5 protein-coding genes are annotated in these 7,052 nt (G+C 68.7%); 1 reads left to right on the forward strand and 4 read right to left on the reverse strand.

All coding sequences use genetic code 11. The features are described from left to right. The coding region (locus ACJA3G_RS25750) for a PIG-L family deacetylase (RefSeq protein ID WP_406555429.1) at positions 1-2,015 on the forward strand (2,015 nt) is incomplete at its 5' end. Positions 2,016-2,138: 123 nt separating this feature from the next. On the opposite strand, the gene tuf is transcribed toward ACJA3G_RS25750, so the two are convergent. The 4 genes from tuf to rpsL form a co-directional block, all read right to left on the reverse strand. Then, positions 2,139-3,332 carry an elongation factor Tu gene (gene tuf / locus ACJA3G_RS25755; RefSeq protein ID WP_406555430.1) on the reverse strand — a complete coding sequence of 398 codons (1,194 nt, stop codon included), beginning with the start codon at positions 3,330-3,332 and terminating at the stop codon, positions 2,139-2,141. 162 nt (positions 3,333-3,494) lie between these two features. After that, positions 3,495-5,621 (reverse strand): elongation factor G, encoded by a 2,127-nt coding sequence (gene fusA / locus ACJA3G_RS25760; RefSeq protein WP_361389247.1) that lies wholly within the window; start codon positions 5,619-5,621, stop codon positions 3,495-3,497. Positions 5,622-5,659: 38 nt separating this feature from the next. Continuing rightward, positions 5,660-6,130, reverse strand: a complete 471-nt coding sequence (rpsG, locus tag ACJA3G_RS25765) for a 30S ribosomal protein S7 (RefSeq protein ID WP_406555431.1) — start codon at positions 6,128-6,130, stop codon at positions 5,660-5,662. Positions 6,131-6,132: 2 nt separating this feature from the next. Further along, positions 6,133-6,504 (reverse strand): 30S ribosomal protein S12, encoded by a 372-nt coding sequence (gene rpsL / locus ACJA3G_RS25770; RefSeq protein WP_007265893.1) that lies wholly within the window; start codon positions 6,502-6,504, stop codon positions 6,133-6,135. Between the last annotated feature and the right edge of the window lie 548 nt (positions 6,505-7,052).

Genomic DNA, 7,052 nt, shown 5'->3' on the forward strand with positions numbered 1-7,052 from the left:
CCGCCGCCCCCGGCCGACCCGTCTCCGCCGGGCGGGGTGCCGTGCTCCTGCAGATCGTGGCGCACCCCGACGACGACCTGTACTTCATGAACCCGGACACCCAGCACGCCCTCGACGGCGGGGCCAAGGTCGTCAGCGTGTATCTCACCGGCGGTGAGGCCAACGGGGACAACCGGGTCGTCAGCGATCCCGCCGACCGGGGCCACGACAAGGCCGCCTACTCCTCCGCCCGCCACCAGGGCCTCCGCCAGGCCTACGCCTCACTGCTCGGGCTGCCGCTCTTCACGCCGTGGGAGAAGTCCGTACGGGAGCTGCGCGGCGGGCACCGCGCCGAGGTCGACACGCTCAGCCACAACGGGCGCCACGTCGAGCTCGTGTTCGTGAACACCGCCATGCACACCCTGCGCGGCGGCCGGATGGGGCTGCCCAGCCTCTGGGAGGACCGGGCGCTCTCCCTGCCCGTCGTCATCGCCGAGGGCTCCCCGCTGACCGCGGCGGCCCCGTACACGTACGACGGACTCGTGGAGGTCGTCGCGGGGCTGCTCGACACGTACGCGCCCACCCTCGTCCAGACCCTGGACCCCGACCCCGACATCCAGCACAGCACCGAGAAGGCCCGCCAGCACGACAGCGAGCAGCCGGGGTACGCCGACCACGCCGACCACACCGCCGCCGCCTCCTTCGCCTGGGCGGGGATGGTGCGGTACGTCGCCCGGGCGACCCGGCGGGGCCGGGCGGTCCCGGGGTTCGCCGTCACCTCGTACCGCGCGTACTACAACCGGCACTGGCCCAAGAACCTGCCGCCCGCCGTCCTCGCCGAGAAGGCCGCGCACCTGCGGCCCTATGGCGGCGCCCCCGACTGGCGGTGCGGCAACCCGGGCGGCTGCGGGGACTACAACGTCGGCGGGAACCGGCCGCTGACCAACTGGAAGGGGTGGGTGCGCTCCACCCACTACCGCTTCCCCGGGCCCCGGCCGGTCGTCGGCGACGAACCCGACGGGCGGCTCACCGCCTACGGGGTGCTGGGGCTGCGCGCCGTGCGGTGGCGGGAGACCGCGCCCGGCAGCGGCCGGTTCGGTACCCCCGAGGACCTCGGCGGCGGGCCGCTCGCGCCCGTGCTCGGCGGGGCCGTCCTGAAGGACGGGCGCCAGTTGCTCTTCGGGCTGCGGTTCGCCGCGACAGCCGGGCGCGCTGGCGCCAACACCCGCGAGCTCGTGCTGCTGGAACAGGCCGCGCCCGGCGGCGCCTTCCGTGCCTGGCAGGGGCTCGGCAACCCCGAGGCCGGCGCCGACCGGGGGCGCCGCGTCGGCTCCCCCGTCGCCGTCACCGCCCCCGACGGCCGCGTCCACCTCTTCGTCCGCGACGCCGACAAGGGGATCAGTACGCGTGTGCGGGAGGCGGACGGGGCATGGGGGCCGTGGCGCGCCCTCGGCGGGGAGACCGTGCAGGACGGGCTCGGCGTCACCGTGGACACCCGGGGGCGCGTGCACGTCTTCGCGCCCGGGTACGACTTCGTCCACCACTGGACGCAGGACTCGCCGGGCGCGCCCCTTGCCCCGGTGAAGGGGCCCCGGCTGCCGCTCGCCGTCGACGCCCCCGCGGCCGTGGCACTGCCCGACGGCGGCGTACAGCTGCTCTACCGGACCCTCACCGACCCCCGGAAGACCAAGGGCAAGGGGCTGGCGCCGGCCGACCCCCGGCTCGTCTCCGTCCGCGCCGACGGGACCGCCCGCACCGCGCCGCCCCCGAAGCCCTTCGACGGGTACGGGCCGGTCGGCGCGCTGCGCTCCTCCGACGGCGCTCTGGCCGTCCTCGGCAAGGACGAGAAGGGCCGTGTGCAGGCGCTCGTCGGCGGCGAGCGCCACGTCCGCACGGAGGGCGTCGTGCCCGTCGGCGCTCCGGCCCTCCACCTCACCGATCGCGGCCCGGTCGCCGTGGGCCTCGGGGTGGACGGGGCGCCCTGGGTGTGGGCACCGTGGCGGGCGGCGGCACCGCCGGTCCGCGCCGCCGGCTGACGGACGGGCAAGGCAAGAGGGCGGGAAAGCGAGAAGGGCCGGGAACGCGAGAAGGGCCCCGCACCTTTCGGTGCGGGGCCCTCTCTTGGTGCTCAGTTGCGAGCTACCAGGTCAGAACACGAATTACTTCGTGATCTTGACGACCTGGCCGGCGCCCACGGTCCGGCCACCCTCACGGATGGCGAACTTGAGGCCCTCCTCCATGGCGACGGGCTGGATCAGCGAAACCGTCATGGAGGTGTTGTCGCCCGGCATGACCATCTCGGTGCCCTCGGGGAGGGTCACGACGCCGGTCACGTCCGTGGTACGGAAGTAGAACTGCGGGCGGTAGTTGTTGAAGAACGGGGTGTGACGGCCACCCTCGTCCTTCGACAGGATGTACGCCTGCGCCTCGAACTCCGTGTGCGGGGTGACCGAGCCCGGCTTGATGATGACCTGGCCGCGCTCGACGTCCTCGCGCTTGATGCCACGAAGCAGCAGACCGACGTTCTCACCGGCCTGGCCCTCGTCGAGCAGCTTGCGGAACATCTCGATGCCGGTGACCGTGGTGGTGGTCTTCTCGGTCTTGATGCCGATGATGTCGACGGTCTCGTTGACCTTGAGGACACCACGCTCGATACGACCGGTGACGACGGTGCCACGACCGGTGATCGTGAAGACGTCCTCGATCGGCATCAGGAACGGCTTGTCGACGTCACGCTCGGGCTGCGGGATGGACTCGTCGACGGCCTTCATCAGGTCGAGGACGGTCTGGCCCCACTCGGCGTCGCCCTCAAGGGCCTTGAGCGCCGAGACCTTGACGACCGGAAGGTCGTCGCCCGGGAACTCGTACTCGGAGAGGAGCTCACGGACCTCGAGCTCGACGAGCTCCAGGATCTCCTCGTCGTCCACCATGTCGGCCTTGTTCAGGGCGACGACGATGTACGGAACGCCGACCTGGCGGGCCAGGAGCACGTGCTCCTTGGTCTGCGGCATCGGGCCGTCGGTGGCGGCGACCACGAGGATGGCGCCGTCCATCTGCGCGGCACCCGTGATCATGTTCTTGATGTAGTCCGCGTGACCCGGGCAGTCGACGTGCGCGTAGTGACGCGACTCCGTCTGGTACTCGACGTGCGCGATCGAGATGGTGATACCGCGCTGGCGCTCCTCGGGAGCCTTGTCGATCTGGTCGAAGGCCGAGGCCTCGTTCAGGTCCGGGTACGCGTCATGCAGCACCTTGGTAATGGCGGCCGTGAGGGTCGTCTTACCGTGGTCGATGTGACCGATGGTGCCGATGTTGACGTGCGGCTTAGTCCGCTCGAACTTCGCCTTCGCCACTGGGTCCTCCTGTGGAGTGGTTCTGTACGCCTTGCTTCATCGGCGCCAGGTGATCTTTGCTGGGATGCCGGGTCCGGGGGCATTCGCCGCAATACTCTCGCACTGCGGCGAATGCCCCGCCGGACTCCGGTGACAAGCCTAAAGCGGGGGAACTCCGAAGAGTTACTCGCCCTTGGCCTTCGCGATGATCTCCTCGGCGACGTTCCGCGGAACCTCGGCGTAGGAGTCGAACTGCATCGAGTAGCTTGCGCGACCCGAAGTCTTGCTGCGGAGGTCTCCGACGTAGCCGAACATCTCCGAGAGGGGCACGAGGCCCTTCACGACGCGAGCGCCGCTGCGCTCCTCCATGGCCTGGATCTGGCCACGGCGGGAGTTGATGTCGCCGATGACTTCACCCATGTAGTCCTCGGGCGTGGTGACCTCGACGGACATCATCGGCTCAAGGAGCACCGGGGAAGCCTTGCGCGCGGCCTCCTTGAAGGCCTGCGAGCCGGCGATCTTGAACGCGAGCTCGGAGGAGTCGACCTCGTGGTAGCCACCGTCGAGAAGGATGACGCGGACGCCAGTCATCTCGTAGCCGGCCAGGATGCCGAACTGCATGGCCTCCTGCGCACCCGCGTCCACCGACGGGATGTACTCCCGGGGGATGCGGCCACCGGTGACCTTGTTCACGAACTCGTACGACGCCTCGCCGCCCTCGATGGGCTCGATCGCGATCTGCACCTTCGCGAACTGACCGGTACCACCGGTCTGCTTCTTGTGGGTGTAGTCGTGACGCTCGACGGTCTTGCGGATCGTCTCGCGGTACGCGACCTGCGGCTTGCCGACGTTCGCCTCGACCTTGAACTCGCGACGCATACGGTCGACGAGGACGTCGAGGTGGAGCTCGCCCATACCACCGATGATGGTCTGGCCGGTCTCCTCGTCCGAGTGCACCTGGAAGGAGGGGTCCTCCTCCGCGAGACGCTGGATGGCGACACCCAGCTTCTCCTGGTCACCCTTGGACTTGGGCTCGATGGCGACCTGAATGACCGGCGCCGGGAAGTCCATGGACTCCAGGATCACCGGGTTCTTCTCGTCGCACAGCGTCTCACCGGTGGTGGTCTGCTTCAGGCCCATGACGGCGACGATGTCGCCGGCGCCCACCGCGTCGATCTCCTCACGCTTGTTCGCGTGCATACGGTAGATCTTGCCGATGCGCTCCTTCTTGCCCTTGACGGAGTTCAGCACCGAGGTGCCGGCCTCCAGGCGACCGGAGTAGATCCGGATGAAGGTGAGCTTGCCGAGGTGCGGGTCGCTCGCGATCTTGAACGCGAGCGCGGCGAGCGGCTCGTCGTCCGAGGGCTTGCGCTTCACGACGACCTCGGCGTCCTTGACGTCGTGGCCCTCGATGGCCTCGACGTCCAGGGGCGACGGCAGGTAGCGCACGACCGCGTCGAGCAGGGGCTGAACACCCTTGTTCTTGAACGCGGTGCCGCAGAAGACGGGGGTGACCGTGGTCTCCCCGCCCTTGCCGGACGCGATGGTGATACGACGGACCGCGGCGTACAGCTGCTCCTCGGTGGGCTCGACGCCCTCGAGGAAGAGCTCCATGATCTCTTCGTCGTTCTCCGCGACGGTCTCGACCAGCTTGCCGCGCCACTCCTCAGCGGCCTCGGTGTGCGTGGCCGGGATGTCGACGACGTCGTACATCTCGCCCTTGGTCGCTTCCGCGGACCAGACCAGGGCCTTCATGCGGACCAGGTCCACAACGCCCTTGAAGTCGGCCTCGGCACCGATGGGGAGCTGCATGACGATCGGGGTCGCGCCGAGGCGGTCCACGATCATGTCGACACAGCGGTGGAACTCGGCGCCGGTGCGGTCGAGCTTGTTGACGAAGCAGATGCGCGGCACGCCGTAACGGTCGGCCTGGCGCCACACCGTCTCGGACTGCGGCTCCACACCGGCGACACCGTCGAACACGGTGACGGCACCGTCGAGGACGCGGAGCGAACGCTCCACCTCGACCGTGAAGTCCACGTGACCCGGGGTGTCGATGATGTTGATGGTGTGGTCGACGTCCTCGAGCGGCCAGTGGCAGGTCGTCGCGGCGGACGTGATGGTGATGCCGCGCTCCTGCTCCTGCTCCATCCAGTCCATCGTGGCAGCGCCGTCGTGGACTTCACCGATCTTGTACGAGACGCCGGTGTAGAACAGGATCCGCTCAGTGGTGGTCGTCTTGCCCGCGTCGATGTGGGCCATGATCCCAATGTTGCGGACCTTGGCCAGGTCAAGCGAAGTGGTGGCCATAAGGCTCAGTCTTCTCTCGGTCTCGATGTGGGTTGCGACTACCAGCGGTAGTGCGCGAAGGCCTTGTTGGACTCGGCCATCTTGTGCGTGTCCTCACGCTTCTTGACGGCCGCACCGAGGCCGTTCGAAGCGTCGAGAAGCTCGTTCATCAGGCGCTCGGTCATGGTCTTCTCGCGGCGGGCGCGGGAGTAACCCACGACCCAGCGCAGCGCGAGGGTCGCGGCGCGGCCGGGCTTGACCTCGATCGGCACCTGGTAGGTCGCGCCACCGACACGGCGGGACTTGACCTCGAGGGACGGCTTGACGTTCTCCAGCGCGCGCTTCAGCGTGATGACCGGGTCAGCGCCGGTCTTCTCGCGGAGGCCTTCCATGGCGCCGTAGACGATGCGCTCGGCGGTGGAGCGCTTGCCGTCCAGCAGGATCTTGTTGATCAGCGACGTGACAAGAGGAGACTGGTAGACCGGGTCGATGATGACCGGGCGCTTCGGGGCGGGGCCCTTACGAGGCATTCTTACTTCTCCTTCTTGGCGCCGTAGCGGCTGCGGGCCTGCTTGCGGTTCTTGACAGCCTGCGTGTCAAGCGCACCGCGGATGATCTTGTAACGAACACCCGGCAGGTCCTTCACACGGCCACCACGCACGAGCACGATCGAGTGCTCCTGCAGGTTGTGTCCCTCACCCGGGATGTAAGCAGTGACCTCGATGCCGGAGGTCAGACGCACACGCGCGACCTTCCGCAGCGCCGAGTTCGGCTTCTTCGGGGTGGTGGTGAACACACGCGTGCAGACACCACGACGCTGAGGCGAAGCCTCGAGCGCGGGCGTCTTCGTCTTCTCGACCTTGTCCTGCCGGCCCTTCCGGACCAGCTGCTGGATCGTAGGCACTACTTCTCCGGTTTCTGTGTGCCGTTGGTGAAACTAACCTGGAACATCGCCGACCCACGCGGTCGGGTGTGTCGAATACTGCGGGCTTCCGCCGTGGGCACGGAGAAAGCGCAGATTGCGGTGGCCGTATCTGGCTCGTCCTGCGGACGTAGGCACGCAGGGGAGCCCAGGCACACCCCAGGCACAAGGTCTGAGCGTACCTACCTCATCGACTTGGGTCAAAACAAATACCCACACGCGGGACACCCCGGGGACCCACTGAGACGCGTCTCACCCCGGCTCCTCCTCCGGACGGCGGGCGCCGCCCCTGCCGCGCTCACGGCGGGGCGCGGCCAGCGGGGGGATGGTGGGCGCCTTGGAGCGCGGACTCTTGCGTACGAGTCCGGGCCGCGCGGGTTCCGGCTCGGGCGTGGCGGGGGCGGCGCCCGCCGTCCGGAGGAGGAGCCGGGGTGAGACGCGTCTCAGTGGGTCCCCGGGGTGTCCCGCGTGTGGGTATTTGTTTTGACCCAAGTCGATGAGGTAGGTACGCTCAGACCTTGTGCCTGGGG

This window comes from Streptomyces sp. YS-3 (genome assembly GCF_045257485.1).
Lineage (GTDB): Bacteria > Actinomycetota > Actinomycetes > Streptomycetales > Streptomycetaceae > Streptomyces.